Genomic DNA, 809 nt, shown 5'->3' with positions numbered 1-809 from the left:
TGCGCTCGCATCTAGCCAAAGAGTACAGTTTGCCTTTAAAATTGCTCGATTTATTGCACTCTCATTCTTGGCTATATGCCGATAGCGAAGCCAAAGCTGTCTTTACGAAGCAGACACTATACGGAGAAACCTGTGAAGCTTTCGTTCTGGATGAAATCGGCAACTTTACTACAACCCATACTCTGCCATCTGAAGCTACGTTCTGGGTAACAACCACGGGGGAAATTGAGCGAGCAATGATTGCCTGTAATCCAATTGAAACCCTTTCAATTCTGCTTATTGAACGGGAAAACAACCCGAATAACTTTGCAACTGTACCACCCACAATTTACATAGGAATTGAACGAGCTTCACAACTGCCTAGACAATTCTTACAAGAACTCGATACCGTTATTATAGCAATAGCAGAAGATTCTCTGCTTGCTCAAAATGTACTCGCGCTGCTTCCGAATGCAGAAATTGCCAATCCACAGTCAAGTTGGAATGATATCTGGATACAATTAATTGAGCAAAAACAGCTAATTGAGCGAGAACAGCTAACTTATAAACAAAATAGCCAACACCAAAAACAACGCATTCAAGAAATTGAACTGGATTAGTTGTAAACCACAGTAGCACGCCATTCGATTGAACTGGATTAGTTATTAACAGCAGTAGCACGCCATTCCATTTAACCAGACAACTGAACTGCAACTACTGCATTAAAACGGCTACCGCCCTTGTTTCGAGACATTGACAAAAATAGCTGCAAAAAGCGAGTTCCGAGGCGGGAATTTTTTAGGCAGCTTTAACTGTAACTACCTGCAATA

At 41.4% G+C, this 809-nt stretch carries 1 protein-coding gene; it reads left to right on the top strand.

Annotated features, from left to right (window positions below; genetic code table 11):
• Positions 1–599, top strand: a 599-nt coding sequence (locus OSCI_RS10310) for a hypothetical protein (protein WP_039962070.1), incomplete at its 5' end; no start/stop codon positions are given.
• Between the last annotated feature and the right edge of the window lie 210 nt (positions 600–809).

The organism is Kamptonema sp. PCC 6506, assembly GCF_000180455.1.
Taxonomy (GTDB): Bacteria; Cyanobacteriota; Cyanobacteriia; order Cyanobacteriales; family Microcoleaceae; genus Kamptonema; species Kamptonema formosum.
The sequence above is the reverse complement of the archived record's forward strand: the minus strand, read 5'-3'. Positions and strand labels throughout refer to the sequence as shown.